General features: G+C 70.2%; 24 protein-coding genes and 1 pseudogene. 10 read left to right on the forward strand and 15 right to left on the reverse strand.

From position 1 onward, the window contains the following. Positions 1 to 65: 65 nt before the first annotated feature. The 10 genes from ACTWQO_RS19610 to ACTWQO_RS19655 are packed head-to-tail and all read right to left on the reverse strand — an operon-like array spanning position 66 to position 10176. Entirely contained in the window at positions 66 to 1589 is a 1524-nt protein-coding gene (locus ACTWQO_RS19610; RefSeq protein ID WP_443238605.1) for an NADH-quinone oxidoreductase subunit N, read from the reverse strand. After that, a complete protein-coding gene (locus tag ACTWQO_RS19615; protein WP_443238606.1) occupies positions 1586 to 3160 on the reverse strand; it encodes a complex I subunit 4 family protein in 1575 nt (524 codons plus the stop codon). The genes ACTWQO_RS19610 and ACTWQO_RS19615 overlap by 4 nt, the downstream gene beginning before the upstream one ends. A 6-nt stretch (positions 3161 to 3166) precedes the next feature. Beyond that, positions 3167 to 5161, reverse strand: coding sequence for an NADH-quinone oxidoreductase subunit 5 family protein (locus ACTWQO_RS19620; RefSeq protein WP_443238607.1), 1995 nt, complete (start codon positions 5159 to 5161; stop codon positions 3167 to 3169). Continuing rightward, positions 5158 to 5547: an NADH-quinone oxidoreductase subunit NuoK gene (nuoK, locus tag ACTWQO_RS19625; RefSeq protein WP_301983248.1), complete on the reverse strand. Its 390-nt coding sequence runs from the start codon at positions 5545 to 5547 to the stop codon at positions 5158 to 5160. The genes ACTWQO_RS19620 and nuoK overlap by 4 nt, the downstream gene beginning before the upstream one ends. Further along, complete coding sequence (locus tag ACTWQO_RS19630) at positions 5547 to 6257, reverse strand: NADH-quinone oxidoreductase subunit J family protein (RefSeq protein ID WP_443238608.1); 711 nt, start codon at positions 6255 to 6257, stop codon at positions 5547 to 5549. The genes nuoK and ACTWQO_RS19630 overlap by 1 nt, the downstream gene beginning before the upstream one ends. After that, the gene (locus ACTWQO_RS19635) at positions 6254 to 6958 is read right to left on the reverse strand and encodes a NuoI/complex I 23 kDa subunit family protein (RefSeq protein ID WP_443238609.1); all 705 of its coding nucleotides are present in this window, start codon (positions 6956 to 6958) and stop codon (positions 6254 to 6256) included. Before ACTWQO_RS19635 ends, ACTWQO_RS19630 begins: the two co-directional genes overlap by 4 nt. A gap of 2 nt (positions 6959 to 6960) precedes the next feature. Then, positions 6961 to 7929, reverse strand: coding sequence for a complex I subunit 1/NuoH family protein (locus tag ACTWQO_RS19640; protein ID WP_443238610.1), 969 nt, complete (start codon positions 7927 to 7929; stop codon positions 6961 to 6963). Next, entirely contained in the window at positions 7926 to 9083 is a 1158-nt protein-coding gene (locus ACTWQO_RS19645; protein ID WP_443238611.1) for an NADH-quinone oxidoreductase subunit C, read from the reverse strand. Before ACTWQO_RS19645 ends, ACTWQO_RS19640 begins: the two co-directional genes overlap by 4 nt. Further along, positions 9080 to 9790, reverse strand: a complete 711-nt coding sequence (locus ACTWQO_RS19650) for an NADH-quinone oxidoreductase subunit B (protein WP_443238612.1) — start codon at positions 9788 to 9790, stop codon at positions 9080 to 9082. The genes ACTWQO_RS19645 and ACTWQO_RS19650 overlap by 4 nt, the downstream gene beginning before the upstream one ends. Next, positions 9781 to 10176, reverse strand: coding sequence for an NADH-quinone oxidoreductase subunit A (locus tag ACTWQO_RS19655; RefSeq protein WP_362934346.1), 396 nt, complete (start codon positions 10174 to 10176; stop codon positions 9781 to 9783). Before ACTWQO_RS19655 ends, ACTWQO_RS19650 begins: the two co-directional genes overlap by 10 nt. A gap of 196 nt (positions 10177 to 10372) precedes the next feature. Here ACTWQO_RS19655 and ACTWQO_RS19660 point away from each other — a divergent pair, with 196 nt between their 5' ends. From ACTWQO_RS19660 to ACTWQO_RS19680, 5 genes are all read left to right on the forward strand, one after another. Beyond that, positions 10373 to 11617 (forward strand): sensor histidine kinase, encoded by a 1245-nt coding sequence (locus ACTWQO_RS19660; RefSeq protein ID WP_443238613.1) that lies wholly within the window; start codon positions 10373 to 10375, stop codon positions 11615 to 11617. Between the two features lie 128 nt (positions 11618 to 11745). After that, positions 11746 to 13128, forward strand: a complete 1383-nt coding sequence (locus tag ACTWQO_RS19665; RefSeq protein ID WP_443238614.1) for a sensor histidine kinase — start codon at positions 11746 to 11748, stop codon at positions 13126 to 13128. Between the two features lie 480 nt (positions 13129 to 13608). Further along, positions 13609 to 14268: a LuxR C-terminal-related transcriptional regulator gene (locus ACTWQO_RS19670; RefSeq protein ID WP_443238615.1), complete on the forward strand. Its 660-nt coding sequence runs from the start codon at positions 13609 to 13611 to the stop codon at positions 14266 to 14268. 295 nt (positions 14269 to 14563) lie between these two features. Further along, positions 14564 to 16492: a 2-oxoacid:acceptor oxidoreductase subunit alpha gene (locus tag ACTWQO_RS19675; RefSeq protein WP_443238616.1), complete on the forward strand. Its 1929-nt coding sequence runs from the start codon at positions 14564 to 14566 to the stop codon at positions 16490 to 16492. Beyond that, on the forward strand, positions 16485 to 17564 hold the full coding sequence (locus tag ACTWQO_RS19680) for a 2-oxoacid:ferredoxin oxidoreductase subunit beta (RefSeq protein WP_443238617.1): 1080 nt from the start codon (positions 16485 to 16487) through the stop codon (positions 17562 to 17564). Before ACTWQO_RS19675 ends, ACTWQO_RS19680 begins: the two co-directional genes overlap by 8 nt. A gap of 61 nt (positions 17565 to 17625) precedes the next feature. On the opposite strand, the gene ACTWQO_RS19685 is transcribed toward ACTWQO_RS19680, so the two are convergent. The 3 genes from ACTWQO_RS19685 to ACTWQO_RS19695 all read right to left on the reverse strand — a co-directional run bounded on the left by ACTWQO_RS19685 (position 17626) and on the right by ACTWQO_RS19695 (position 19118). Continuing rightward, complete coding sequence (locus tag ACTWQO_RS19685; protein ID WP_443238618.1) at positions 17626 to 17883, reverse strand: hypothetical protein; 258 nt, start codon at positions 17881 to 17883, stop codon at positions 17626 to 17628. A 103-nt stretch (positions 17884 to 17986) separates the two neighbouring features. After that, on the reverse strand, positions 17987 to 18508 hold the full coding sequence (locus ACTWQO_RS19690) for a DUF6082 family protein (protein WP_443238619.1): 522 nt from the start codon (positions 18506 to 18508) through the stop codon (positions 17987 to 17989). 223 nt (positions 18509 to 18731) lie between these two features. Beyond that, complete coding sequence (locus ACTWQO_RS19695) at positions 18732 to 19118, reverse strand: winged helix-turn-helix transcriptional regulator (RefSeq protein WP_443238620.1); 387 nt, start codon at positions 19116 to 19118, stop codon at positions 18732 to 18734. 90 nt (positions 19119 to 19208) lie between these two features. On the opposite strand from ACTWQO_RS19695, the gene ACTWQO_RS19700 reads away from it, so the two are divergent. Together ACTWQO_RS19700 and rarD are read left to right on the forward strand one after the other, a co-directional pair. Next, positions 19209 to 20063 (forward strand): SDR family oxidoreductase, encoded by an 855-nt coding sequence (locus ACTWQO_RS19700; protein WP_443238621.1) that lies wholly within the window; start codon positions 19209 to 19211, stop codon positions 20061 to 20063. Between the two features lie 170 nt (positions 20064 to 20233). Continuing rightward, the gene (gene rarD, locus ACTWQO_RS19705) at positions 20234 to 21172 is read left to right on the forward strand and encodes an EamA family transporter RarD (RefSeq protein WP_443238632.1); all 939 of its coding nucleotides are present in this window, start codon (positions 20234 to 20236) and stop codon (positions 21170 to 21172) included. Here rarD and ACTWQO_RS19710 read toward each other — a convergent pair. Then, positions 21067 to 22452, reverse strand: a pseudogene (locus tag ACTWQO_RS19710) (MFS transporter); the annotation flags it as partial. The gene rarD and the pseudogene ACTWQO_RS19710 sit on opposite strands and share 106 nt — an antisense overlap. Positions 22453 to 22551: 99 nt before the next feature. Here ACTWQO_RS19710 and ACTWQO_RS19715 point away from each other — a divergent pair. The 3 genes from ACTWQO_RS19715 (at position 22552) to ACTWQO_RS19725 (ending at position 24577) form a co-directional block, all read left to right on the forward strand. Continuing rightward, entirely contained in the window at positions 22552 to 22980 is a 429-nt protein-coding gene (locus tag ACTWQO_RS19715; RefSeq protein WP_443238622.1) for a winged helix-turn-helix transcriptional regulator, read from the forward strand. A 38-nt stretch (positions 22981 to 23018) separates the two neighbouring features. Beyond that, positions 23019 to 23486 (forward strand): VOC family protein, encoded by a 468-nt coding sequence (locus tag ACTWQO_RS19720; RefSeq protein WP_443238623.1) that lies wholly within the window; start codon positions 23019 to 23021, stop codon positions 23484 to 23486. A gap of 146 nt (positions 23487 to 23632) precedes the next feature. Continuing rightward, positions 23633 to 24577: a M28 family metallopeptidase gene (locus ACTWQO_RS19725; RefSeq protein ID WP_443238624.1), complete on the forward strand. Its 945-nt coding sequence runs from the start codon at positions 23633 to 23635 to the stop codon at positions 24575 to 24577. 14 nt (positions 24578 to 24591) lie between these two features. Here ACTWQO_RS19725 and ACTWQO_RS19730 read toward each other — a convergent pair. Next, positions 24592 to 25191: hypothetical protein (locus ACTWQO_RS19730; RefSeq protein ID WP_443238625.1), on the reverse strand; the 600-nt coding region annotated here is incomplete at its 5' end.

Consider the following 25191-nt stretch of genomic DNA (forward strand, 5'->3'; position numbering starts at 1 on the left):
GAGGGGGACTAGTTCCCTTGTCCGTGCGGCGGCGGGCGTGGGCCGTCCGGGTGAGGTGCGTGTGCTCAGAAGAGGCCCGTGTCGGCGAAGCGCAGGACCACCTGGGGCGCTCCGGAGAGGGCGATGCCGAGTACCGCGGTGATGGTGATCGCTGCGGTGACGGGTGCGGGCACCCGGTGCTCGACGGGCTCGCCCTCCGGGGCGCGGAAGAGCAGGGCCGTCCACTGGAGGTAGTAGAACAGCGCGATCACTACGTTGACGGCCATCACCACGGCGAGCCAGCCGAGGCCCGCGTCGACGGCCGCGGAGAAGACGGTGACCTTGGCGAAGAGGCCGATGATGCCCGGGGGCAGTCCGGCGAGGCAGAGCAGGAAAAACGCCAGGAGGAGGGCGGAGATGGGGTTCTTCGCGTACAGGCCGCGGTAGTCGGTGATGCGGTTGAGGGATCTTGTACGGCCCACCAGTGCGGCCACCGCGAAGGCGCCCAGGTTCACGGCGGCGTACATGAGGGCGTAGGCGACGGTGGAGCCGATGGACTTCTCGGCGTCGTCGGAGTACGCGGCGGCGGCGATCGGAACCAGCAGATAGCCGGCCTGGCCGACGGACGACCAGGCGAGCAGTCGTACCGCGCTGTACGCGCGCGTGGCCTGCTGGCGCAGGGCGCCGACGTTGCCGACGGTCATGGTGAGGGCGGCCAGCGCGGCGAGTGCCGGGCCCCAGACGTCGGCGTACGAGGGCAGCGCGATGACCGTGACGAGGATCAGGCCGGAGAAGCCGACGGCCTTGCCGACGACCGACAGATAGGCGGCGACCGGCAGCGGCGCTCCGATGTAGGTGTCGGGCACCCAGAAGTGGAAGGGCACGGCGGCCGTCTTGAAGGCGAAACCGACGAGGGTGAGGACGACCCCGGTCTGAGCGAGGGTGTCGAGCTGTCCGTCGACGTCCTGGATCCGCTCGGCGATCTGGGTGAGGTAGAGGGTGCCGGTGGAGGCGTACACGAAGCTGATGCCCATGAGGCTGACCGCGGTGGCGGTCACCGAGGACAGGAAGAACTTCAGGGCCGCCTCGGAGGACTTCCGGTCGCCGTGGCGGATGCCGACGAGGGCGAAGGCGGGCAGGGAGGCGACTTCCAGGGCGACGATGAGGGTCGCCAGGTCGCGGGAGGCGGGCAGGAGGGCGGCGCCGGCCGCGGAGGACAGCAGCAGGAACCAGAACTCCCCTTCGGGGAGTCCCTTGTTGGCGTCCTTCAGGGCCGTCACCGACAACAGGGCGGCCAGGAGGGCGCCGCCGAGGACCAGGAACTGGATGACGAGGGTGAAGCGGTCGGCCGTATAGCTGCAGATGTCCGGGGCGCCGGTCAGGCAGAAGGTGCTGCGGTCGCCGTCCAGGAGGGGCAGCAGCAGGGCGGCCGAGGCGGCGAGGCCCGCGACCGACACCCAGCCGAGCAGCGCCTTCCGGGAATCCGCGAGGAACAGGTCGGCCACGAGGACGACGAGTCCGACGACTGCCGCGACGGTGGGCGGCGCGATGGCGAGCCAGTCGACGGACTGGACGAGGGACTCGGCCAGTGGCTGGGCCAGGGCGCTCATCGGGTGCCTCCTGCGAGGAGCTGCTGCACGGCCGGGTCGGTCAGGCCGAGGAGGGCCTTCGGCCACAGCCCGGCGATGACGGTGAGGGCGACGAGCGGGGTCCAGGCCGCGAACTCGTACGTCTGGACGTCGGCGAGCTGCGGAGCTTCCTGCGGGACGACGCCCATGCAGACCCGGCGGACCACGACGAGCAGGTACGCGGCCGTCAGCAGGGTGCCGAACGCGGCGATCGACATGAAGGTGAGGAACGCCGGGCGGCTGAGTTCGTCGGCGGGGTCGAACGCGCCGAACAGCGCCAGCATCTCGCCCCAGAATCCGGCGAGGCCCGGCAGCCCGAGCGAGGCCACCGCGGCGAAGGCGAGCAGACCGCCGAGGCGGGGTGTCTTGGCGTAGAGGGCCGCGCCGGTCTTGTCGGCGAGGGTGTCGAGGTCGGTCGTGCCTGTGCGGTCCTTCAGCGCGCCGACCAGGAAGAAGAGGAGGCCGGTGATGAGGCCGTGGGCGATGTTGGCGAACAGTGCGCCGTTCACGCCGGTCGGTGTCATCGTCGCGATGCCGAGCAGGACGAAGCCCATGTGGCCGACGGAGGAGTAGGCGATGAGGCGCTTCAGATCGCCCTTCGCGCCCTGCTTGGCGAGGGCGAGGCAGGCCAGGGATCCGTAGATGATCCCGACGACGGCGAACGCGGCGAGGTACGGCGCGAAGGTGCGGAAGCCGTCGGGCGTAATGGGCAGCAGGATTCGGACGAACCCGTACGTACCCATCTTCAGCAGGACTCCTGCCAGCAGGACCGAGCCCACGGTCGGCGCCGCGGTGTGGGCGTCCGGCAGCCAGCTGTGCAGCGGCCACATCGGCGTCTTGACCGCGAGCCCGATCCCGATCGACAAAACGGCGATGACCTGCACGGATGTGGTCAGCGACCGGCCGTTGTCAGTGGCGAGTGCCACCATGTCGAATGTGCCCGCCTTGATTCCGATCAGGAGCAGGCCGAGCAGCATGACCACGGATCCGAGCAGCGTGTAGAGGATGAACCGCCAGGCCGCCTGGGTCCGGCCCTCGCCGCCCCAGCGGGCGATGAGGAAGTACATCGGGATGAGCACCATCTCGAACGCGAGGAAGAACAGCAGCAGATCGAGGACGGCGAAGGTCGCGAGGGTGCCGGACTCGAGGACGAGCAGCAGTGCGACGAAGGCCTTCGGGGTCGGGCCCGCGGGCATCTTGAAGTAGGAGTAGAGCGCGCAGAGGAAGGTCAGCAGCGCGGTCAGGACCAGAAGGGGGAGGGAAATGCCGTCGATGCCGAGGTGGATGCGTACGTCGAGTGCGGGGATCCAGCTGATGTCCGTGCTGGCCTGCATCTTCGACGGCTGGTCGTGGTCGAAGCCCAGCGTGAGGACGATCGCGGCGATGAGGACCGCGCCGGTCACGGTGACGCCGTGCCGCAGCACGGCCTGCTCGGGTGACTTCCCCTTCAGCCCGGGCGGGGCCGGCAGGAGAGCGGCGGCGGCGCCGAGGAGCGGGCCGACGACGACGAATGCCAGAAGGAACTGCATCACGGACTCGTTGATATCGATCACGCCTGCTCACGCTCCCGTGGCGACGAGGACGGCGGCGACCGCGAGGACGACGGTGCCGGCGAGCAGCGCGCTCACATAGGTCTGCACATTGCCGGTCTGGGCGCGTCGTACGGCGGCACCGAGCCAGCGGGGCAGGGTGCCCGCGCCGCGTACGTAGGTCTCGACGACCTCGCGGTCCAGGAACCGGACGAGGGTCGCTCCGGCCCGGACCGGGCGGACGAAGAGTGCCGAGTACACGGCGTCGAGGTGGAAGCCGACGGCCGCGTGACGGTGGAGCGGGCCGAGCAGGAGGCGGCCCGGGTCGGCCGGATCGGGCGCGTGGGCCACGTCTCCGTAGGCGGGCGCGTGGCTGGCGATGGCCTCGGCCTCGACCAGTCCGGCGTCGCCCTCGGGGTGGGCCGCGACCGCGCCGAGCGGTGTGCGGGCCGCCAGTGCGGTGGTGCGCTGCCAGGCTCCGTAGGTGACGAGTCCGCCGACGACGGCGAGGCCCGTGCCGAGGATGGACGTGGTGAGGGTCGGGGTCAGGTCGTCGCCGTCGAACCAGCCGGGCAGCGACTGGTAGGCCAGCCCGCCGATGGCGAGTGACGGCGCGGCGAGCACCCACAGCACCACGGTCATGGTGAGGGGCTGCCTGCCGTGGTCCGGGGCCTCGGCTCCCCGGCCGCGGAAGGCGAGCAGCCACAGGCGCATCGCGTAGGCGGCGGTGAGCAGGGCCGTGAGCAGGCCGGCGACGAGGATGATCCAGCCCGCGGCGACGGGAACGCCTTCGGCGTGGCCGGTGGTGACGTGCTCCGCGGCGCCGAGGACGGACTCCTTGGAGAAGAAGCCGCTGAAGGGCGGGATCGCGGCGAGCGCGAGGAGGGCCACGGTCATCGTCCAGTAGGCGTCCGGGACGCGGTCGCGCAGGTCGCGCATCCGGGACATGGCGGCCAGCGAGTTGGTGCCGGCGGCGTGGATGATCACGCCGGCCGCGAGGAACAGCAGCGCCTTGAAGGCGCCGTGCGTGAGGAGGTGGAAGACGGCGGCTCCGCGGTCGCCGACGGCGAGGGCGCCGGTCATGTAGCCGAGCTGGCCGATCGTCGAGTAGGCGAGGACGCGCTTGATGTCGTCCTGGGCGAGCGCGGCCAGCGCCGAGCCGGCCATCGTGACGGCGGCCATGACGGCGAGGACGACCATCGCGGCCTGCGAGGCCTCGAAGACAGGGAGGAGACGGGCGATGAAGTAGACACCGGCGGCGACCATCGTCGCGGCGTGGATCAGCGCGGAGACGGGCGTCGGGCCGGCCATCGCGTCGGGGAGCCAGGTGTGCAGTGGGAACTGGGCCGACTTGCCCGCGACGCCGGCGAGGAGCAGCAGGGCGATGAGGGTCGGATGGTCGAGCGCGCCGGTCGACACGGCCCCGAGGACCTTGGTGATCCGGAAGGACCCGGCGTCGGTGGCCAGCGCGAACAGGCCGATCAGGAAGGGGACGTCACCGAGCTTGGTCACCAGGAAGGCCTTGAGGGAGGCGGCGCGGGCCTCCGGGGTCTCCCAGTAGTGACCGACCAGGAAGTAGGAGCAGATGCCCATGATCTCCCAGCCGACCAGCAGCACCATCAGGTCGCCGGAGTAGACGACGAGGAGCATCGCGGAGGTGAAGAGGGAGACGAGGGCGGCGTACGAGGGGTAGCGCGGGTCGTCGCGCAGGTAGCCCATCGAGTAGATCTGCACGCAGGAGGCGACGAAGGCGACCAGTACGGCGACGAGGGCGGCGAAGCCGTCGATGTGCAGGGCGAGTTCGATCGGGATCGAGCCCGTGGGGGTGAGTTCGGTGGCCGCGTTCACGGCCTCGTCACCGCCCTGGCGCACGGCGACCGGCACAGCCACGACGAGGGAGGTGAGGACGGGCAGGACGGCGAGCGGGCGGACGAAGCCGGGAGCGCTACGGCCCAGGAGCAGGCCGGCGGCCGCGCCCAGGAACGGGAGGAGGGGGACGAGGACGGCGAGGGTGGTCGTGGTCACGCGGTGGCCTCAGCCTTCTCGGCCGCGCCGGCTGCCGGGCCGTCGGTCTCGGGGCTCTCGGGCTCGTGGCCCTCGGCGGTGTCGCGGAGCTTGTCGATGTCCGCGGTGCCGCGGTTGCGGTGGACGGCGAGGACGATCGCCAGACCGATGCCGATCTCGGCGGCGGCGATGGCGATGGTGAACAGGGTCAGCGCCTGGCCGGAGTGCAGGGTCTCCTCGGCGGTCCTGCTGAGCCAGACGTCGAAGGCGACGAGGTTGAGGTTGACGGCGTTGAGCATCAGCTCGACGGACATCAGGACCAGGATCGCGTTGCGCCGGGCGAGGACGCCGTACAGGCCGGTGCAGAAGAGGAGGGCGGAGAGTACGGCGGGGTAGGCGAGGTGCATCAGCGGACACCTTCCTTGTCGGAGCCGTCTGCGTTGCCGGCTCCCGTGCCGCTGTGGGCTCCCGCGCTGTTGCCGGTCCCCTTGCCCGGGTCGGCGCCCTCGGCGCTCGGGGTGTTCGGGCCGGTCGCCGCGTCCGCCTTTGTCTTGCGGGAGAGGACGATCGCGCCGACCAGGGCGGCGAGAAGGAGGACGGAGAGGGCCTCGAAGGGGAGGACCCAGTTCTGGAAGAGGCTCTCTCCGGTGGCCTCGGTGGAGCCGGCGGCCGGGCCGTCCAGCTCGATCCAGGTCGTGCGGAAGGCGTCGACGACGACCCAGACCAGGGCGGCGGCCGCGGCCACGGCGACCGTGAGGGCGGCCCAGCGGTTACCCGAGTCGGCGTCCGGGGAGCGGCCGATGGGGGCCTTGGTGAGCATCAGACCGAACAGAAGGAGGACGACGACGGAACCGACGTAGATGAGGACCTGGACCCAGGCGATGAACTCCGCGGTGAGCAGGAGGTATTCGACGGCGAGGCCGCCGAGGGTCACCACCAGCCACAGGGCGGCGTGCACCAACTGCCGGGTGGTGACGGTGACCAGGGCGGCGCCGAAGGTGACCAGGCCGACGAGGAGGAAGGCGATCTCGACGCCGGTCGGGGAGAGAAAGCCGTGCGTGTCGGCGGCGACGGTGGTCGTGGTGTGCGCCGACGCGGCGGCCGAGGCGAGGATCACGACTCGCCTCCCTGCGGGTCGGAGGGCTTCGCCTGGGGATCGGCGGGCTTGGCCTGGGGATCGGACGGCTTCGCCTGCGGGGCGGTGCCGGGCCCGCTCTCGGATGTCGGGGGCGATGTGGGCCCGGACGGCTGGGCGGTGCCGGGGTCGTCCTCAGGCGTGGGGGGTGGTTCGGCCTGTGCGGCTGCCAGTTTGTCGGCGGTTTTGCGGGCCGCGGCGATTTCCTTGGGCTCCTCGGCGGCGGGGTCGAGGGCGGGTGGGGCGGGGACCGTCCACATCCACTCGCGGAGCTTGTCGCGTTCGTGGGTGAGTTCGCGGATGTCGGTCTCGGCGTACTCGAACTCCGGGGACCAGAACAGGGCGTCGAAAGGACAGACCTCGATGCAGATACCGCAGTACATGCACAGGGCGAAGTCGATGGCGAAGCGGTCCAGGACGTTGCGGCTGCGCTCGCGGCCGCCGGGGGCCGCGGGCGGGACCGTCTCCTTGTGGGAGTCGATGTAGATGCACCAGTCCGGGCACTCGCGGGCGCACAGCATGCAGACCGTGCAGTTCTCCTCGAACAGGCCGATGACGCCGCGGGTGCGGGGCGGCAGGTCGGGCTGGGCGTCCGGGTACTGGTCGGTGACGGACTTCCTGGTCATCGTGCGGAGGGTGACGGCCAGGCCCTTGGCGAGGCCGCTGCCGGGGAATGGAGCCATGGTTACTCGATCACCACCTTCACGATGCCGGTGAGGGCGATCTGGGCGAGGGAGAGGGGGACGAGGAGGGTCCAGGCGAGCTTCTGGAGCTGGTCCTCGCGCAGGCGGGGGTAGGTCACGCGGAGCCAGATCACGATGAAGGCGAGGACGGCCGTCTTCAGCAGGGTCCAGACCCAGCCGAGGCCGTCGGCGCCCCAGGGGCCGTGCCAGCCGCCCAGGAAGAGGACGGTGGTGAGGCCGCACAGGACGACGATTCCGGCGTACTCGGCGAGGAGGAACAGGGCGAAGCGGAGGCCGGTGTACTCGGTGTACGCGCCGAAGATGATCTCCGAGTCGGCGACCGGCATGTCGAACGGAGGGCGCTGCAGTTCGGCCAGCCCCGCCACGAAGAAGACGATCGCGCCGACGATCTGCCAGGGCAGCCACCACCACTCGAAGGCGTCGAGGATGCCGGGGAGGGAGACCGTGCCGGCCGCCATCGCCACGGAGGCGGCGGTGAGCAGCATCGGGAGTTCGTAGGCGAGGAGTTGGGCGGCGGTGCGCAGGCCGCCGAGGAGGGAGAACTTGTTGGCGGAGGCCCAGCCGGCCATGAGCGAGCCGAGGACGCCTACGCCCATCACCGCGAGGACGAAGAAGATGCCCGCGTCGATGACCTCGCCGACCGCGCCCTCGCCCGGGCCGATGGGGATGGCGAGCAGGACCAGGAGGTAAGGGAGGAGCGCTACGGCAGGGGCGAGCTGGAAGACACGGCGGTCCGCGTCCGCCGGGACCACGTCTTCCTTCTGCGCGAACTTCACGCCGTCCGCGACGAGTTGGGCCCAGCCGTGGAAGCCACCGGCGTACATGGGGCCGAGGCGGCCCTGCATATGGGCCATGACCTTGTGCTCCGTCTGACCGATGATCAGAGGGAAGGTGAGGAAGACGACGAAGACGATCAGGAGTCGCAGGGTGACGTCGAGCACGTCGTTCACTGCGGGCCTCCTGCGGGGTCTTCGGGGTCCTGGGTTTCCGAGGTGGCGTCCGCGTTCTCGTCCCCGGACTTCGGGGCGGCCTTCCCGGTCGGCTCGTCCCCCTCCGGCTCAGGTTCGTCGAACGCGGGACGGGCGTGGTGCCAGGGGGCGTCCGCGCTGCGGGGAGCCTCGGGCGGCGTGCCGGAGGCGGAGTCCGCCGCACCCGCCGGCGCCGCACCCTCTGTCGCTGCCGCGCCCTCTGCCGCCGCACCCTCCGGCGTCGCTGCCTGCGTGCGCTGCGAGGCCGAGCCCTCGCCCACGCTCCGCGAGCGACGCGGCCGGGCCGGAGAAGCCGAGGGAGCCGAAGTAGCCGGCGGAGCCGAGGGCGTGCCCTCCGCCGAAGGCGTGCCCTCCGCCGAAGGCGTGCCCTCCGCCGAGGCTGTGCCGCTCTCCGGTGTCGCCGTCTGGCTCGCCGAGCCCTCCGACGCCGTACGGGTCCGACGTACGGGACGCTCCCCCGCACCCGCACCCGCGGCCCGCGCAGGACGTTCGCCCGTGCCGCGCGCCGCCGCACCCCGTGCGGGGCGGGCCGGAGCGGGCGGGAGTTGGCCCTTCTGAGGGCCCCACTCGTTGGGGTCGGGGACGCCCGGGGGGAGCATCTGGCGGCGCTTGGGGCCGCCGTGCTCGGACTCGCCCGGTTCCTTCGCGCCCGGCCAGGCCTTGACGACGCGGGAGGCCAGGACGAAGTCCTTGCGGAGGGGATGGCCCTCGAAGGTCTCCGGCAGGAGGAGGTGGTCCAGCGCCGGGTGGCCCTCGAAGTGGACGCCGAACATTTCGTGGGTCTCGCGTTCGTGCCAGGCCGCGCCCGCGTACACGTCGATGGCGGTGGGCAGGGCAGGGGCCTCGTGCGGGACCGTCGTACGGAGCAGCAGGCGTCGTACCGGCGAGAGGGCGGCGACATGGGCCGCGATGCGGAAGCCCGTGCCGGGTTCGTCGACCGCGCTGAGCCAGTCGAAGTAGGTGCAGCCCAGCTCGTCGCGGGCGGTCCGGAGTGCCGTGGTCCAGGCCGACGCCGGAACGTCGACCGTCAGGACCTCGTACGACTCCTCGGCCGTGGCCTCCGGGCCGAAGAGTTCCTCGGCGGGGGCGGGCAGCCAGCCGACGGCACCGGTCATCGGGCCTCCCCCGTATCGCCGTCCTTCGCGGTAGCGGTACCGCCATCGGCCTCTTTTCCGCCACCGCCACCCGGCGCAGACACCCCCGGCGGCTGCACCAGCCCGCTCTGCAGAGCCGCTACCGACGGACGCCCCGCAGCAGTTCCGTACCGCTCCCCCAGCGACTCTCGAGCGATCTTCTCCTGGAGCTTGATGATCCCCTGGAGCAGCGCCTCGGGCCTGGGCGGGCAGCCCGGCACATACACGTCCACGGGGATGATCTGGTCGACGCCCTTGGTGACGGAGTACGAGTCCCAGTACGGGCCGCCGCAGTTGCTGCACGCGCCGAAGGAGATGACGTACTTGGGCTCGGGCATCTGCTCGTACAGGCGCTTCACGGCGGGGGCCATCTTGTCGGTGACCGTGCCGGAGACGACCATCAGGTCGGCCTGGCGCGGACCGGGCGCGAACGGGATGACACCCAGCCGGATGAAGTCGTGGCGGGCCATCGACGCGGCGATGAACTCGATCGCGCAGCAGGCGAGGCCGAAGTTGAAGACCCAGAGCGAGTAGCGGCGGCCCCAGTTCAGGACGACCTTCATCGGCTCGGGAGCGAGGCGGGCAAGCGCGCCCAGCCGCTTCGGCTCCGGCAGCAGAACAGGCTCGGAAGGTTGCACAACCGGTTCGGAAGGCAGCACGACCGGCTCGGAAGAAGGAGTCACGTCCATGCCAGGACTCCCTTCTTGTAGGCGTACAGCAGGCCCACGGCCAGGAAGCCGAGGAAGAGGAACATCTCCACCAGCGTCGTCGCGCCGTAGCCGGGCGCGGCGAAGACCGTCGCCCACGGGAACAGGAAGATCGAGTCGACGGCGAAGATGACGTACAGGAAGGCGTAGACGTAGTAGCGGACCTGAGTGTGGGCCCAGCCCTCACCGACGGGGTCGACGCCGCACTCGTAGGTCAGGAGCTTCTCGGGGGTGGGGACCACGGGCCGCAGCAGTCGGCCGGCGCCGAAGGCGACGGCGACGAACAGCACGCCGATGACGGCGAGCAGCCCCACGACCGAGTACGACTGGAAGTAGTCCGCCGCGACGACGACGGTCGAATCGCGCACGTCCGTCCTCACTCCCTGACCTCGTGACCCACGTGAACCCTGCGTTCGACGATCTGTACGCACGGGAGTCTAGGCCCTGATAAAGCGACGGTAAGCAGGCCTTCACGCGTTGGTCCACAGGGGTGGGGTTTTCCCCCGTGTATCCCGGCGGCCGACCTCATGGCGCGGCGGCCGTCCGCGCGGCACGCTAGCCCATATGACCGTACGCACACCCGACACCGGCATGCCGCGCCTCGACGCCACGGCCCCGGACGCCGAGCGCCTGCCGCCGGCTCAATTCGCCTTTCACTCGCAGACCTGGAAGGAGATCGCGCACCTTCTGCTGAACCTTCCGGTCGCGCTGTTCGGGTTCGTCTACGTCGTCACCGTGCTGTGGCTCGGCGCCGGGCTGACCGTCACGGTGATCGGCCTGCCGCTGCTCGCGCTCGGGCTGATGGGCGCTCGGCAGCTGGGCAAGCTGGAACGGAAGCGGGCCAGGGCACTGCTCGGAGTGCGGGTCGACGAGCCGAGTCCGCTGCCGTTGCGCAGCGACAGGAACGGCTTCTTCGCGCGGCTGTGGATGGCGCTGAAGGACCCGGTGGGCTGGCGCACGGTCCTGTACGACTTCATCCGGCTGCCCTGGGGCATCCTCACCTTCACCATCACGCTGGCCTCGCTGTTCGTGCTGTGGCCGGTGCTGCCGTTCATCGCGCGGGGGCTGACCAACGCGGACCGGGCGATGGTGCGCGGGCTGCTGTCGCCCTCGGACGAGCTGGAGCGCCGTATCGCCGAGCTGGAGTCGGACCGGGGGGTCGTGGTCGACACGGCCGCCGCCGACCTGAGGCGCATCGAGCGGGATCTGCACGACGGGGCGCAGGCGCGGCTGGTCAATCTGGCCATGGGCCTGGGTCTGGCCAAGGAGAAGCTGCTGGAGGACCCGGACTACGCGGCGGGGATGATCGCGGAGGCGCACGGCGAGGTGAAGCTGGCGCTGCAGGAGCTGCGCGACCTCGCGCGCGGGATCCACCCCGCGGTGCTCACCGACCGTGGCTTGGACGCGGCGCTCTCCTCCGTCGCCTCGCGCTGCACCGTGCCCGTGAAGGTGACGGCCGACCTGGACGCCCGGCCGGCCCCGGCGATCGAGGGCATCGCCTACTTCACCGTCTCCGAGCTGCTGCAGAACATCAGCAAGCACAGCGGGGCGCGGACCGCGTCGGTCGATGTGTGGAGGGTGGAGAACCGGCTGCTGATCCAGGTGTGGGACGACGGGCGCGGGGGCGCGTCGCTCGACCGCGGGAGCGGCGTGAGCGGTCTCGCCGAGCGGCTGGACGCCGTGGACGGCCTGTTCGTCGTCGACTCGCCGGCCGGCGGCCCGACGACGGTGACGGCCGAACTGCCGTGGCGGGACCGCGTGCCGGCGGACGGCCGGCAGAGCCAGGGACGCCACGGGAGCCAGGGGTAGGGAAAACCCCCCGTTCAAGAGGCCGACGGACTCCATGGTCCGCGGAACTGCGGCAGAGCAGTGTGGGGGTACGGCGGCACAGCCGCGGTACGACAGGACGAGCAGGCCGAGTAGAACGGACGACGCCGATGGCCACGGAGTACGGACAGGGCTACGCCCAGCGCGACAGCGGGCTCGGATACCCCACCGGACACCTCACGGAGTACGCCGCCGAGACCAGGCGGCACCGGCTGCCGGCGGGGCTGCGGGCACCGTTCGAGGCGCGCAGCTGGCGCGAGTTCACGTATGTGCTGCTCAGCCTGCCGATCAGCATCCTGCTCTACACCTACGCCGTGACGATGGTGTCGCTGGGCGCGGGCCTGCTGGTCACCTTCCTCGGGATTCCGGTGCTGGCCGCGGGGCTCGCCGGGTGCCGGTTGTTCGGGTCGCTGGAGCGGGCGCGGGCCCGGGGGCTGCTGGGGCTCGACGTGGCCGCGCCCGAACCGCTGCGGATGCGGAAGCCCGGCGCGATGGCCTGGATGGGGGCCGTACTCAAGAGCGGCTCGTCGTGGCGGGCGCTGCTGTACGCGGTGCTGCACCTGCCCTGGGCGGTGTTCTCCTTCGTCGTCTCCGTGACCGCCTGGGCGATCGGCTGGTCGCTGCTGACGTATCCGCTGTGGTTCTGGCTCTTCCCGATGTACGGCGGTCAGGACGGCCTGCAGCTGTACGGCGACGAGACCCACCACGTCTACCTCGACAACCCCTTCGAGATCACCGTCACGGCGCTGGTCGGGCTGTTGTTCACGCTGGCCACGCCGTGGATCGTGCGGGCGCTGACCACGGTGGACCGGCTGCTGGTGCACGGGCTGCTCGGGCCGTCGCGGCTGGCGACGCGGGTCGTGGAGCTGGAGTCGGACCGGGGGGTCGTGGTCGACACCGCGGCGGCCGACCTGCGGCGGATCGAGCGGGATCTGCACGACGGGGCGCAGGCGCGACTGGTGGCGTTGGCCATGGATCTGGGGCTGGCGAAGGAGAAGCTGACGGAGGATCCGGAGGCCGCGGCGCGGATGGTGGACGAGGCGCACGGTGAGGTGAAGACGGCGTTGCAGGAGCTGCGGGATCTGGCGCGGGGGATTCATCCGGCGGTGCTGACGGACCGGGGGCTGGATGCGGCGCTGTCCGCGGTGGCGTCCCGGTGCACGGTGCCGGTGCAGGTGGAGGTCGATCTGGTGGAGCGGCCGGCGCCGGCGATCGAGGGGATCGCGTACTTCACGGTGTCGGAGCTGCTGCAGAACATCAGCAAGCATTCGCGGGCCACGTGGGCGGCGGTGGATGTGTGGCGGGTGGATCACCGGCTGATGCTGCAGGTCGTGGACAACGGGGTGGGGGGCGCGGACACCTCCGGTGGGTCGGGGCTGGCGGGGCTGGCCGAGCGGTTGGACGCGGTGGACGGGATTCTGGTGGTGGATTCGCCGGTGGGGGGGCCTACGCGGGTGACTGCGGAGTTGCCGTGGCGGAGTGAGCGGGTGTGAGCGTGTGTGAGCGGGTGACGTGGGCCGCGGCGGCTGGGCGGGGGTGGGTTGCGCAGCCGCCGCTCCGTCGTGGCTGGGGTGGGGTGGGTCGCGTGGCCCGGCGCTGACGGGGTGCCGCGGGGCTGGGCGCCGTGAGGTGGGTCGCGCAGCCCGGCGCTGACGGGGCGCCGCCTGCGCCCACCCGTGCCGCCCTAGGCGGCACGAATGCCCGCAGCTTGGCGGGACGGCCGCGCAGTTGGGCGGCACGGCCCCAACCGGCGCCTGCCGGGCCGGCGCCGCCCCTCGCCGCGCGACAACCGGAGACACACAACAGGCCGTCCGCAGCCGCGGGCGGCCGAAACACTGCCCCCCTTCCCCGCAGACCCGCCATTCCCTCCCCCATTTCCGCAGCGTGGGCGCAGCCCGGACCGAATGCTGGAATGCTGGGGGTCTTGGTGGGCGCTGTTGGGCTGTGGGGGGCCGAGGATCGTGGAGGACAGGGTGCGTGTGGTCATCGCCGAGGATTCGGTGCTGCTCCGGGAGGGGCTGACTCGGCTGTTGACCGACCGGGGCCATGATGTCGTGGCCGGGGTGGGGGACGGGGACGCGCTGATCAAGACCATCGGCGAGCTGGACGCGGCCGGATCGCTGCCCGACGTGGTCGTGGCCGACGTACGGATGCCGCCGACGCACACCGACGAAGGCGTTCGCGCGGCCGTGCAGTTGCGCAAGGCGCATCCCGGACTGGGCGTGCTCGTGTTGTCACAGTATGTGGAGGAGAGGTACGCCACCGAACTGCTGGCAGGTTCCAGCCGTGGGGTCGGGTATCTGCTCAAGGACCGGGTAGCCGAGGTGCGTGAATTCGTGGACGCGGTGGTCCGGGTGGCCCAGGGCGGTACGGCCCTGGACCCGGAGGTCGTCGCGCAGCTGCTCGGCCGCTCCCGTAAGCAGGATGTGCTCGCGGGACTCACCCCACGGGAGCGGGAGGTCCTGGGCCTGATGGCCGAGGGGCGGACCAACTCCGCGATCGCCCGGCAGCTCGTGGTGAGCGACGGCGCCGTCGAGAAGCACGTCAGCAATATCTTCCTGAAGCTCGGTCTGTCCCAGAGCGACGGAGACCATCGGCGGGTACTCGCGGTTCTGACCTACTTGAACTCCTGAGGGTCTGACGCCGTGTCAGATAATCGGGGGGCAAGGAAAGGGTCCGGCAAGCGAGACACAAGCGTGGCGCGAGATCAAGGAACGAGGCTAGAACCGAAACCTGCACGGGGAGCGTCTTTGAGGGAAGCGCCGGGGGGCGGGAAATCATGACAAGTCAGGGCGGCGAACCGTCTCAAAGCGGCGTCCATCATGCGAATGGCCGCGGGAGCGTGCCCCTTACGGACGTAGGGTTGATCCTGGGAGGGCCTGCGGGAGGGCCGTTCCCAGACAGCCGCCTCGAGGGAGGTCCAGTTCAGTGACCAGCCAGGTCAGCAGCCCAGCGGAGCAGGCCGACGAAGCCGTCGTGGGAGAGCAGCGCAAACCGGCAGGAGAGAAGGACGTCCGCCGGCTGGACAGAGTGATCATTCGGTTCGCGGGGGACTCGGGTGACGGTATGCAGCTCACCGGAGATCGCTTCACCTCGGAGACGGCGTCCTTCGGCAACGATCTGTCGACGCTGCCGAACTTCCCCGCCGAGATCCGCGCGCCCGCAGGAACCCTGCCGGGCGTTTCGTCTTTCCAGCTGCATTTCGCCGACCACGACATCCTGACCCCGGGCGACGCGCCGAACGTGCTGGTCGCGATGAACCCGGCCGCCCTGAAGGCGAACATCGCCGATCTGCCGCGCGGCGCGGAGATCATCGTCAACACGGACGAGTTCACCAAACGGGCGATGCAGAAGGTCGGCTATGACGCGAACCCGCTGGAGGACGGTTCGCTCGACGGCTACAGCCTCCACCCGGTGCCGCTGACGACGCTCACCGTCGAGGCGCTCAAGGAGTTCGACCTCACCCGCAAGGAGGCCGAGCGCAGCAAGAACATGTTCGCCCTCGGCCTGCTGAGCTGGATGTACCACCGGCCCACCGAGGGCACCGAGAAGTTCCTCACCGCCAAGTTCGCCAAGAAGCCGGACATCGCGGCCGCCAACATCGCCGCGTTCCGCGCGGGCTGGAACTTCGGCGAGACGACCGAGGACTTCGCCGTCTCCTACGAGGTGGCCCCGGCCGCCAAGGCCTTCCCGGTCGGCACCTACCGCAACATCTCCGGGAACCTGGCCCTGTCCTACGGGCTGGTCGCCGCGTCCCGCCAGGCGGACCTGCCGCTGTTCCTGGGCTCGTACCCGATCACCCCGGCCTCGGACATCCTGCACGAGCTGAGCAAGCACAAGAACTTCGGTGTACGGACCTTCCAGGCCGAGGACGAGATCGCCGGCATCGGCGCCGCCCTGGGCGCGGCCTTCGGCGGCTCGCTGGCCGTCACCACCACGTCCGGTCCCGGTGTGGCGCTGAAGTCGGAGACCATCGGGCTCGCGGTCTCCCTGGAGCTGCCGCTGCTGGTGATCGACATCCAGCGCGGCGGGCCGTCCACCGGCCTGCCGACCAAGACCGAGCAGGCCGACCTGCTCCAGGCCATGTTCGGCCGCAACGGCGAGGCCCCGGTCCCGATCATCGCCCCGCAGACGCCGGCCGACTGCTTCGACGCCGCGCTGGAGGCGGCCCGTATCGCGCTGACGTACCGCACGCCGGTGATGCTGCTGAGTGACGGCTACCTGGCCAACGGCTCGGAGCCCTGGCGCATCCCCGACATCGACGACCTCCCGGACCTGCGGGTGCAGTTCGCACAGGGCCCGAACCACACCCTGGAGGACGGCAGCGAGGTCTTCTGGCCGTACAAGCGCGACCCGCAGACCCTCGCCCGCCCCTGGGCGATCCCCGGCACGCCGGGCCTGGAGCACCGCATCGGCGGCATCGAGAAGCAGGACGGCACGGGCAACATCTCCTACGACCCCGCCAACCACGACTTCATGGTCCGCACCCGGCAGGCCAAGATCGACGGCATCGACGTGCCGGAGCTGGAGGTCGACGACCCGGAGGGCGCGCGGACGCTGGTCCTGGGCTGGGGCTCGACATACGGGCCGATCACGGCGGCGGTACGGCGGCTGCGCCGGGCCGGGGAGTCCATCGCACAGGCCCATCTGCGGCACCTCAACCCCTTCCCGCGGAATCTCGGCGCGGTGCTGGAGCGTTACGAGAAGGTGGTAGTGCCCGAGATGAACCTCGGTCAACTCGCCACGCTGATCCGGGCGAAGTACCTGGTCGACGCGCACAGCTACAACCAGGTCAACGGCATGCCGTTCAAGGCCGAACAGCTCGCCACGGCTCTCAAGGAGGCCCTCGATGGCTGAGACGTCCACGGAAGGCACGGGCACGATCGAGTCGCTTTCGCTCGTTCCCAAGGCCGAGGCCCGCCAGTCCATGAAGGACTTCAAGTCCGATCAGGAAGTGCGCTGGTGCCCCGGCTGCGGTGACTACGCGATCCTCGCCGCCGTGCAGGGCTTCATGCCGGAGCTGGGCCTGGCCAAGGAGAACATCGTCTTCGTCTCGGGCATCGGCTGCTCGTCCCGCTTCCCGTACTACATGAACACGTACGGCATGCACTCGATCCACGGCCGCGCGCCCGCCATCGCGACCGGCCTGGCCTCCTCCCGGCGCGACCTGAGCGTGTGGGTCGTCACCGGCGACGGCGACGCGCTGTCCATCGGCGGCAACCACCTCATCCACGCCCTGCGCCGCAATGTGAACCTGAAGATCCTGCTCTTCAACAACCGGATCTACGGCCTCACGAAGGGCCAGTACAGCCCGACGTCGGAAGTCGGCAAGATCACCAAGTCGACGCCGATGGGCTCCCTGGACGCGCCCTTCAACCCGGTCTCGCTGGCCATCGGCGCCGAGGCGTCCTTCGTGGCCCGGACGGTGGACTCCGACCGCAAGCACCTCACCGAAGTGCTGCGCCAGGCAGCCGCCCACCCGGGGACGGCACTGATCGAGATCTACCAGAACTGCAACATCTTCAACGACGGCGCCTTCGACGCGATCAAGGACAAGCAGCAGGCCGAGGAGGCGGTGATCCGGCTGGAGCACGGGCAGCCGATCCGCTTCGGCGCCGACGGCTCGAAGGGCGTCGTACGCGACGAGCACACCGGCGACCTCAAGGTCGTGACCGTCACGCCGCAGAACGAGGCGCAGGTCCTGGTCCACGACGCCCACGCGACCTCACCGACCACGGCGTTCGCCCTGTCCCGCCTCGCCGACCCGGACACCCTGCACCACACCCCCATCGGCGTCCTGCGCTCCGTCGACCGGCCCGTCTACGACACCCAGATGGCCGACCAGCTCGACACAGCGATCGAACAGAACGGCAAGGGTGACTTGGCGGCACTGCTCGCCGGGGGCGACACCTGGACGGTCGTGGGCTGACGGCTGTTTCCAGGGGCTTCGGGGCCTGGGTGTCGTACGACATCCAGGCCCCGCCCTCGTGTCAGACGTCGGGGATGTCCCGCTTGGCCCGCAGGAGGGTCTCGCGTGTGATGACGACGATGCGCTCGTAGTCGGCGCGGCCGGCGTCGGGCGGAAGCAAGGGGTCGAGAGCCTCCGTGACATCGGTTCCGATGACGGCGAAGTTGCCGTCGCTCAGTTCGAAAAGGTCGGGGCAGGTTTCGAGGGTGAGACAGCCCCTCTTGCGAGGGGAATCACCGAGGCGTCGCCTGACAGAGACAGACTGGACATCGCTGTGCAACGTACTGATCTCCTCTCGGAGCACGCAGTAACGGGTCATCCGCTACAGCGGCATCACTACGCACGCCGAACCTAAGGAAATCCAATCAGGTGACCCACGCCAATCATTCATCACCCGATCCGACGACCCACCATTCGTCGAGATCATCGTCCCTTTCGGCCATGATCGCGTCGATGGCCCTGCCGACCCGTGCCTCCAGCGATTCCGGTGGCAGGTTGCCGCGTTGCCTGTCCGTCCGCTCCCAGTACTCCGCGAAGATGGGGTTTCTGCTGAGGATCTTCAGAGTCCCGAGAAGTTCACCCCGACTCAGTGCGCCAACTCGATAGCCCAGCAGGAGGAGGCCGTACTCCCGGTTCGCGAAGAGCATCTGCCGACGCTTCTCCTCGGTGAGCCTGCCCAGGGTGCCCAGGGTGGCGCCGAGCGACGGGTCGTCGATGGCCAGGTCCAGTTGCTCCACGAAGAAGCGGTGCAGCTGGATCAGGTTCGCCCGGTGCAACTCCTTGGCCACACTTGCCAGTTGAGCGGCCAGGAGAGGTGACGGGGTCTCTCGGTGCCGGGGAAGGCGCGGGAAGGGGGTACGCACCCGCCCCGTCCTCACGCGCCTCGCAGAATCGATCCTTCGCATATCTGGACCCTGTACGGCCAATGCGAACCCCCGCGTCGCGCCCTACGGCCGCCGGTGAGCGTGCCATTTTCCAGCATGCCGGGAGCTCAAGGCGGCGCGGGAGGCGGAAAGGGGGCGCATGGGTGGACGCGCGGCCCACAGCCGTACGCCCTGACTTGCATGTGCCCTTCGAGCGCCGCCCGCATGCGCGTCAGCCGGCCACGACCGTATGCATCATCCCTGCTCAGGCCTGCCTTTTCGCCGCGTCATACGCATCCCGCGCCTCCTGCACCGCGTCCATCCGCTTCTGTGTCCACAGCGCGAGGTCGCGAACCTGTTCCGCCGCCTCGCGGCCGAGGTCGGTGAGGGAGTAGTCGACGCGTGGCGGGATCACCGGCTGGGCCTCGCGGTGGACCAAGCCGTCGCGCTCCAGGGTCTGCAGGGTCTGCGTGAGCATTTTCTCGCTGACCTGGCGGACCTGGCTGATCGCCCGGCGCAGTTCGCTGAAGCGGTGCGAGCCGTCGAGGAGCTGGATGAGGATCATGACGCCCCACTTGCTGGTGACGTGCTCCAGGACCAGGCGGTACGGGCACATCGTCTCGCCGTCGGGGTGCCATTCGGTTACTGCCATGCCGGTACCTTACTTCAAAGTGGGTACTTTCGGAGAGTTAGTGCAGGCCCTAGGGTTAGTGCCAACGCACCCCACAAGGAGTTCTTCATCATGAGCATCGTTGTCACCGGAGCCACCGGACACCTCGGCCGCCACGTCGTCCAGCAGCTGCTGGAGAAGGTCCCGGCCGATCAGATCACCGCCGTCGTCCGCACCCCGGAGAAGGCCGCCGACTTCGCGGCCCGCGGCGTGAAGATCGCGGTCGCCGACTACAACGCTCCGGAGACCTTCGACGGCCTGTTCGCGGCCGGCGACAAGGTGCTGCTCATCTCGGGCAACGAGTTCGACAAGGGCCGCGTCGGCCAGCACCAGGTCGTCATCGACGCCGCCAAGGCCGCCGGTGTCGCGCTCCTCGCCTACACCAGCGCCCCCGGCAGCCTGACCGCCGCGCTCGCCGACGACCACCGCGCCACCGAGGAGGTACTCCTCGCTTCCGGCCTGCCCTACACGCTGCTGCGCAACAGCTGGTACCACGAGAACTACACCGAGAACCTCGCCCCGGTGCTGGAGCACAACGCGGTCGTCGCCGCCGCCGGCGAGGGCAAGGTCGCCTCCGCCTCGCGCGCCGACTACGCGGCCGCCGCCGTCGGGGTACTGACCGGCGAGGGGCACGAGAACAAGACGTACGAGCTGAGCGGCGACGCGGCCTGGAGCTTCGCCGAGTACGCGGCCGAGCTGAGCCGGCAGTCCGGCAAGGAGATCGCCTACAGCTCCGTCCCCGCCGACACTCTCGTCGGGATCCTGACCGGCGCCGGGCTGCCCGAGCCGCTCGCCGCGATCCTGGCCGGCGTGGACCAGTCCATCGAGAAGGGCGAGCTGGGCTTCGTCAACGGCGACCTGTCCCGTCTGGCCGGCCGCCCGACCACCCCGCTGTCCGAGGCGATCGCCGCCGCGCTCAAGGGCTGAGCATCTGACGCCCCCGCGCGTCATGACCGTATAGCGATACGGACATGACATGCGGGGGCGTTCGGCGCTACCTTCGTGCGGGCGAGCGACGCATGAAGGAGGAGCCGGTGACCGGGGAGCCGAGGGGCGAGCGGCGTATAGGACTGCTGAACGGCATCGCGGCATACGGCATGTGGGGGCTCGTCCCCCTCTTCTGGCCCCTGCTGAAGCCGGCCGGCGCGGTCGAGATCCTCGCCCACCGGATGGTGTGGTCCCTGGCCTTCGTCGCCGTCGCGCTGGTCTTCATACGCCGTTGGGCCTGGGCGGGCGAACTGCTGCGGCAGCCGCGCAGGCTCGCTCTGATCACGGTGGCCGCGGCCGTGATCACCGTCAACTGGGGCGTCTACATCTGGGCCGTGAACAACGGTCAGGTGGTCGAGGCCTCGCTCGGCTACTTCATCAACCCGCTCGTCACCATCGCCATCGGCGTCCTGCTCCTGAAGGAGCGGCTGCGGCCGGTGCAGTGGGCGGCGGTCGGCATCGGCGCCGCGGCCGTCCTGGTCCTGACCATCGGATACGGCCGCCCGCCCTGGATCTCCCTGATCCTCGCCTTCTCCTTCGCCACCTACGGCCTGGTGAAGAAGAAGGTCAACCTCAGCGGCCTGGAGTCGCTGACCGCGGAGACCGCGATCCAGTTCCTGCCCGCCCTCGGCTATCTGCTGTGGCTGAGCGCGCAGGGCGACTCGACGTTCACCACCGAGGGCCCGGGGCACGCGGCGCTGCTCGCCGCGACCGGCGTGGTCACCGCGCTGCCGCTGGTCTGCTTCGGCGCGGCGGCGATCCGCGTGCCCCTGTCGACGCTGGGCCTGCTGCAGTACCTGGCCCCCGTCTTCCAGTTCCTGCTCGGCGTCGCCTACTTCCGTGAGGCCATGCCGCCCGAGCGCTGGGCCGGGTTCGCGCTGGTCTGGCTGGCGCTGACGCTGCTCACCGCCGACGCCTGGCGGGCGGCGCGCAGGGTCAGGGCTGAGATCAACAGGCCCAGCACCACCATCACGACGGGCACCCAGAGCGCCGTACGGAACGCGGACAGCGTGGCCTCAGGCCCCGACCCGGTCGACGCCAAGCCGTAGACCGCGGTCACCGCCGAGATCCCGATCGCCGAGCCGAACTGCGTCGCCGTGTTCAGCAGCCCGCTCGCCAGCCCCTGCTCCTCCTCGGCGACCCCGTCCGTCGCCGCGATGGTCAACGGCCCGTACGCCAGCGCGAACGCCGTGCCCGCGATGATCAGCGTCGGGAACATCGCCGCATACGACCAGTCCATGCCGACCGGCAGGAACAGCCCGTACGCGACGACCGCGAGGGCGAAGCCGGCGACGATCACGCGGGCGTTGCCGTAGCGGGCGACGAGCTTCGGGGTGAGCGTCGGGGCCAGTACCATGTCACATCCCATAATCACCAGAGCGATCGCCGTCTGCAGCGACGACCACCCCCGCAGCTCCTGCAGATACAGCGTCACCACGAACTGGAAGCCGAAGAAGGCGCCGACGAACAACAGCGCCCCGAGGTCGGCACGGACGAGCGCCCCGCTGCGCAGGATGCCAAGTCTGACCAGCGGATCCGGACTGCGCCGTTCGACGGCGACGAAAGCGGCGGCCAGCAGCAGCGCGGCGGCACCGGACACGACGGTCAGCGGCCAGCCGTGCGGAGCGTGTTCCAGTCGTACGACGGTGTAGGCGGCCAGCAGCATCGCGCCGGCGGCGGTGAGCGCGCCGAACAGGTCGAAGCCGCGGCGGGTCTTCGACGGCGGGTCCTGCTGAGACGTTTCCTGAAGCGATGCGCCCTGCTCCACTGTCTCCTGCCGCGGAATGAGCCGTACCGCCGGGACCAGCAGCGCGCCCGCCAGCAGCACCGGCGCGAAGAACACCCAGCGCCAGCCGAGTTGGGTGAGCAGGCCGCCGATGACGAGCCCGAGCGAGAAGCCGCCCGCGGCCGTCCCGGCAAAGACCAGCAGGGCCTTGTTGCGCTGCGGCCCCTCCTCGTACGACGTCGTGATCAGCGACAGCGCCGCCGGGGTCATGAACGCCGCCGACACACCGGTGACGAACCGGGCGACGACCAGCATCCAGCCCTCGGTCGCGAACCCGCCGAGGCCCGAGAAGACCAGGAAGACGGTCAGCCAGAGCAGGAACATCCGGCGCCGCCCGAGCAGGTCGGCGGCCCGTCCGCCGAGCAGGGTGAAGCCCGCGTAACCGAGCACGTAACCGCTCATCACCCAGGCCGCGGTGCCCGTGGACAGGCCGAGATCGGATCGGATCGACGGGATCGCGACGGCCATCATGGCGACGTCGATGCCCTCCAGGAAGATCGTTCCGCAGAGGACGAAGAGCAGGGCCCAGGCACGGGTGCCCATGGGGACTCCTCGGGTAGGCGAAGTGAGGTAATCCGGTTACGCACATGAGGGTCGGTTCCCTCTTGTAACCGCCTCCAGCCTGCGGCAGCATCGGGTGACATGGAAGAAGGCACTTCGAAGTCACCGAGTAACTGCGAGAGCACCGTGGACTACGGCGACGCCGACCCCTTCCAGTGGGACACCCGGGAGGGCTGCGAGGTACGGCAGATCCTCGACCGAGTGGCCGACAAGTGGTCGCTGCTCGTCATCGCCCTGCTGGAGAACCGGCGGCTGCGCTTCACCGAACTGCGCCGCGAGATCGACGGCATCAGCCAGCGCATGCTGACCGTGACTCTGCGCCAGCTGGAGCGGGACGGACTGGTGAAGCGGACGGTGCATCCGGTCGTCCCGCCACGGGTGGAGTACGAACTCACTCCGCTGGGCGGAACGCTGCACGCCACGATCCAGTCGCTGGTGACGTGGACGGAACTGCATCAGCAGGAGATCGCGGCGGCGCGGGCGGCGTACGACAGGCAGGAGGCCGTTTAGGACAGCCGCTGACCGGATGCGCGGCTATAAGTGGACGCATGACTGAGAGCACTCCCACACCCATCCACTGGAAGCTCGTCATCGACTGCGCCAGCCCGCAGTCCCAGGCCGATTTCTGGGCTGCCGCGCTGCACTACGAGGTCGAGGACAACAACGCCTTCATCGAGCGCCTCCTCGAACTCGGCGTACTGCCGCGCGAGGCGACCATCGAGTTCCACGCCCGGCTCGCCTTCCGGGACCTGGTCGGCGTACGGCATCCGGACGATCCGTACGACGAGGACAACGGCGCCGGACTGGGGCGCCGGCTGCTGTTCCAGCGCGTCCCCGAGGCCAAGTCCGTCAAGAACCGGCTCCACCTCGATCTGCACCCCGGCAAGGGGCGGCGCGCGGAGGAGGTCGAGCGGCTGCGGGAGCTGGGCGCGAGCGTACAGCGGGAGGTGAAGGAGCCCGGCGGGGAGTGGGTCGTGATGACCGATCCCGAGGGCAACGAGTTCTGCGTGCAGTGATCTGCCCGCCGCCGCCCGCTATACGAACACACCTGTCCTGATAGCGCTCTTGACGGAGCGTCAGCCAGAGCTTCACCATCCAGGCACCCCATTCACTGCGGAATCACGGAATCCCTGTGATTCCCAAGGAATTCGGAGCCCCCCACATGAAGCTCTCGGTTCCCGGACGCGTCACGGCCACCGCCGTCGTCGCGGCCGCATCGCTCCTGCTCGGCGGATCCATAGCCGGGGCCGCCCCCGCACCCGCAGTGGCCGCCGCCCCCGACATCCCCGTGGCCAGCGTCAAGGCGCACCTCACCCAGCTCCAGTCCATCGCCACCGCCAACGGCGGCAACCGGGCGCACGGCCGGGCCGGCTACAAGGCCTCGCTCGACTATGTGAAGGCCAAGCTGGACGCGGCCGGTTACACCACGGCCATCCAGCAGTTCACGTCCTCCGGCCGCACCGGCTACAACCTGATCGCGGACTGGCCGGGCGGCGACACCAACCAGGTCGTCATGGCCGGCTCACACCTCGACAGCGTCACCTCGGGGGCCGGCATCAACGACAACGGCTCGGGCTCGGCGGCGGTCCTGGAGACCGCACTGGCCGTGTCCCGCGCGAACCACCAGCCCACCAAGCATCTGCGGTTCGCCTGGTGGGGCGCGGAGGAGCTGGGGCTCGTCGGCTCCCGCCACTACGTCAACAACCTGTCCTCGGCGAACCGGGCGAAGATCAGCGGCTATCTCAACTTCGACATGATCGGCTCGCCCAACCCCGGCTACTTCGTCTACGACGACGATCCGGCGATCGAGAAGACCTTCAAGGACTACTTCACCGGCCTCGGCGTCCCCACGGAGATAGAGACCGAGGGCGACGGCCGCTCCGACCACGCACCGTTCAAGAGCGCGGGCGTGCCGGTCGGCGGACTGTTCACCGGCGCGAGCCGGGCCAAGACGGCGGCACAGGCGGCCAAGTGGGGCGGTACGTCGGGGCAGGCGTTCGACCGCTGCTACCACTCCTCCTGCGACACGACATCCAACATCGACGACACCGCGCTGGACCGGAACAGCGACGCCGTCGCCCACGCGGTGTGGGAGCTGTCCTCCTAGGAGTTCCTGTCCGGTTAGGAGTTCAAGGTCCGGGCGCGCTCGGCCAGACGGTCCATCCGCGCCCGGGCCGACTCGAGTTGCTCGATGTCCTCGGCCGCGGGCCCGTCCTCGGCGGTGAGCTCGCTCCACAGGCCGATCAGGTCCCGGCCAAGCAGCAGGCCCTGCTCCGGGTCGCGTACGGCACGCCAGGCGGTCGCCGCGCTCTGCACGTTGCCGTACGCGGCCTCCGCGTCGCGGGCCCTGCTGCGGATCCTGGCGAGGTCCAGGGAAAGACCGAAGGCATGGACCGGGTCGCCCGCCAAGTAGGCGACGTAGGCGGTGAGTTCACGCAGCCGCAGCACTTCCGGGTGCTCCGGCCCCAGCGTTCCCGACGCCTCCGCCACCGTCTCCGCCGCCAACTCCGCGGCCGACTCGATCTGCCCCTCCCTGACCGCCTCCCCGATCCGCGCGACCGGCTCCGCCAGCTGAGCCCCTTCGTCCCCATGCGCCCCGGCCAGCGGATCGTCCCCCAGCACCGCTTCAGCCACCGCGTCGAACCCGCGGGGCGGGGTCGGCTTGGACTCCGGGTCGAGGTCGGGGGCGGAGGTGTAGGGCGCGTCGACGGGTGGCTGCGG

This window comes from Streptomyces sp. 4N124, from assembly GCF_052245395.1.
Lineage (GTDB): Bacteria > Actinomycetota > Actinomycetes > Streptomycetales > Streptomycetaceae > Streptomyces.

Coding starts and splice junctions, on each gene's coding strand:
- ACTWQO_RS19610 (WP_443238605.1), bottom strand. CDS start 1,589: ATGAGCGCCCTGGCCCAGCCACTGGCCGAGTCCCTCGTCCAGTCCGTC.
- nuoK (WP_301983248.1), bottom strand. CDS start 5,547: ATGCACCTCGCCTACCCCGCCGTACTCTCCGCCCTCCTCTTCTGCACC.
- ACTWQO_RS19635 (WP_443238609.1), bottom strand. CDS start 6,958: ATGGCTCCATTCCCCGGCAGCGGCCTCGCCAAGGGCCTGGCCGTCACC.
- ACTWQO_RS19645 (WP_443238611.1), bottom strand. CDS start 9,083: ATGACCGGTGCCGTCGGCTGGCTGCCCGCCCCCGCCGAGGAACTCTTC.
- ACTWQO_RS19650 (WP_443238612.1), bottom strand. CDS start 9,790: ATGGACGTGACTCCTTCTTCCGAGCCGGTCGTGCTGCCTTCCGAACCG.
- ACTWQO_RS19660 (WP_443238613.1), top strand. CDS start 10,373: ATGACCGTACGCACACCCGACACCGGCATGCCGCGCCTCGACGCCACG.
- ACTWQO_RS19665 (WP_443238614.1), top strand. CDS start 11,746: ATGGCCACGGAGTACGGACAGGGCTACGCCCAGCGCGACAGCGGGCTC.
- ACTWQO_RS19680 (WP_443238617.1), top strand. CDS start 16,485: ATGGCTGAGACGTCCACGGAAGGCACGGGCACGATCGAGTCGCTTTCG.
- ACTWQO_RS19690 (WP_443238619.1), bottom strand. CDS start 18,508: ATGCGAAGGATCGATTCTGCGAGGCGCGTGAGGACGGGGCGGGTGCGT.
- ACTWQO_RS19695 (WP_443238620.1), bottom strand. CDS start 19,118: ATGGCAGTAACCGAATGGCACCCCGACGGCGAGACGATGTGCCCGTAC.
- ACTWQO_RS19700 (WP_443238621.1), top strand. CDS start 19,209: ATGAGCATCGTTGTCACCGGAGCCACCGGACACCTCGGCCGCCACGTC.
- rarD (WP_443238632.1), top strand. CDS start 20,234: ATGTGGGGGCTCGTCCCCCTCTTCTGGCCCCTGCTGAAGCCGGCCGGC.
- ACTWQO_RS19715 (WP_443238622.1), top strand. CDS start 22,552: ATGGAAGAAGGCACTTCGAAGTCACCGAGTAACTGCGAGAGCACCGTG.
- ACTWQO_RS19720 (WP_443238623.1), top strand. CDS start 23,019: ATGACTGAGAGCACTCCCACACCCATCCACTGGAAGCTCGTCATCGAC.
- ACTWQO_RS19725 (WP_443238624.1), top strand. CDS start 23,633: ATGAAGCTCTCGGTTCCCGGACGCGTCACGGCCACCGCCGTCGTCGCG.